The 2,245-nt window shown below is 41.0% G+C and carries 3 protein-coding genes; all 3 read right to left on the bottom strand.

From position 1 onward, the window contains the following. A partial coding sequence (rfbD, locus tag HC723_RS17950; protein WP_190339889.1) for a dTDP-4-dehydrorhamnose reductase occupies positions 1-724 on the bottom strand: 724 nt, incomplete at its 3' end. After that, positions 721-1,608 (bottom strand): glucose-1-phosphate thymidylyltransferase RfbA, encoded by an 888-nt coding sequence (gene rfbA / locus HC723_RS17945; protein WP_190339888.1) that lies wholly within the window; start codon positions 1,606-1,608, stop codon positions 721-723. The genes rfbD and rfbA, both read right to left, overlap by 4 nt. Next, the coding region (locus tag HC723_RS17940) for a GDP-mannose 4,6-dehydratase (RefSeq protein WP_190339887.1) at positions 1,608-2,245 on the bottom strand (638 nt) is incomplete at its 5' end. The genes rfbA and HC723_RS17940, both read right to left, overlap by 1 nt.

Below are 2,245 nucleotides of genomic sequence, written 5' to 3'. Positions count from 1 at the left end.
GTTTATTCTTAAGAATACTTTGCTTGTTCGCTTGTTCAAAGATTGCCTCTGCAAATTCAAACCAACTGACATGAGGTGAGCCCGAAAAATGATAAACGCCCCATGCTTCACTGCCTGATTGAATCTGCTCTGCAATTTTGATTAATGCTGATGCAATATCTCCAGAAAACGTTGGACCACCAAATTGGTCACCCACGATACTTAAGGTCTCTCGCTCTTTACCCAATTTCAGCATTGTTTTGACAAAGTTATAACCATGCTCACCAAATACCCATGCGGTTCTTAAAATTATATGGCGAGGACAAGCTTCTTCTACAGCAAGTTCGCCTGCGAGCTTAGTTATCCCGTAGACACCTTGTGGGTTGGTCGTATCTATTTCACTGTATAAACCATCTTTATTACCTTCAAAGACATAATCTGTTGAAATGTGAAGCATGACAGCGCCAACAGAGTGCGCCGCTTGCGCTAAATAGGCGGCACCATAGGTATTAATGGCCATTGATAAGGCTTGTTCTGATTCGGCTTTATCCACAGCGGTATGCGCTGCAGCATTAATAATAAAGTCAGGTTTATAATCCGTGACAATGGAGAATACTTGTTCTTTATTGGTAATATCTAAACCAACGACATCCAGAGCAAGTACATCGACTTTAGCTTTATTTTGAAGTTGCTGAACAAGGCAATGCCCTACTTGACCATGACAACCGGTAATGAGTACTTTCATATCACGCCACCTTTCATCGCTTTGTCAGCCAATGCATCAAGATATTGCCCATAATCATTTTTTAACATCGGTTTAGCAATGCGCTTTAAATCTTCCGCTTTTAACCAACCTTGATTAAAAGCTATTTCTTCTAGGCAAGCGACTTTGAGTCCTTGGACATTCTCAATCGTTTGCACAAATGAGGAGGCTTCATGCAAACTTTCATGGGTACCAGTATCAAGCCAAGCAAACCCACGACCGAGCAACTCCACATTCAGTGAGCCATCATTAAGATACATTTCATTTAATGTGGTGATTTCTAACTCTCCGCGATGAGAGGGTTTCACTTGCTTAGCAAACTCAACAACACGGTTATCGTAAAAGTACAACCCTGTTACCGCATAGTCTGACTTAGGCTGAACCGGTTTTTCTTCAATTGAAATGGCGCGCATATCTGCATCAAACTCAACCACACCGAAACGTTCTGGGTCTTTCACTTGATAACCAAATACAGTGGCACCTGTTTTGCGACTGACGGCATTTTTTAATGTTTTGGTAAAAGATTGACCATAGAAAATATTGTCACCTAATACCAAACAGCAGCTATCTTTACCGATAAAGTCTTCACCAATAATGAAAGCCTGTGCCAGCCCATCAGGGCTTTCTTGGATAGCGAACTCTAGATTAATACCAAAATCACGACCATCCCCCAATAACCGTTTAAAGCTTTCATTATCTTCCGGTGTCGTAATGATTAAAATATCTTTAATCCCCGCTAGCATTAACGTTGATAACGGATAAAAAATCATTGGCTTATCATAAATAGGCAATAGCTGTTTAGATACACCACGTGTTAATGGGTATAAACGTGTCCCTGAGCCACCGGCTAAAACGATACCTTTCATTATTTATTTCCTTTTAACGATTCATCCATCGTACCGAGTCGCTCACGTTGATATGAACCATCTTGAACGTTTTGACACCACGCTTGATTATCCAGATACCATTGCACGGTTTTACGTAAACCGGTTTCAAAGGTTTCAACTGGAGTCCAGTTTAATTCTTGGCTCATCTTGGTTGAATCAATCGCATAGCGGCGATCGTGCCCAGGACGGTCGCTCACGTAAGTAATTTGTTCAGCATATTGGGTTTTAATCGGAACGAGTTCATCCAAGATATTACAAATGGTTTGTACTACCTCTAGATTTTGTTTTTCGTTATGACCGCCTATGTTATAGGTTTCTCCTACTTTCCCCTCTGTCACGACTTTATATAAAGCGCGTGCATGATCTTCGACATATAGCCAATCGCGAATCTGGTCACCTTTACCGTAGATAGGCAAAGATTTACCTTCTAATGCATTTAAGATCACAAGTGGAATGAGTTTTTCAGGGAAGTGATAAGGACCGTAGTTGTTTGAACAATTGGTCACAATGGTTGGAAAACCATAAGTGCGCAACCATGCTCGAACTAAATGATCGCTAGAAGCTTTTGAAGCGGAATAAGGACTGCTTGGCGCATAAGACGTTTGCTCAGTAAAAA

The organism is Vibrio sp. S11_S32, from assembly GCF_014694465.1.
GTDB lineage: Bacteria > Pseudomonadota > Gammaproteobacteria > Enterobacterales > Vibrionaceae > Vibrio > Vibrio algicola.
Note: the sequence above shows the minus strand (reverse complement) of the source record. Positions and strands in the feature narration are given on the sequence as shown.

Bases quoted from the DNA above. Each gene is read 5' to 3' on its own strand.
- rfbA (WP_190339888.1), bottom strand. From the start codon at position 1,608: ATGAAAGGTATCGTTTTAGCCGGTGGCTCAGGGACACGTTTATACCCA.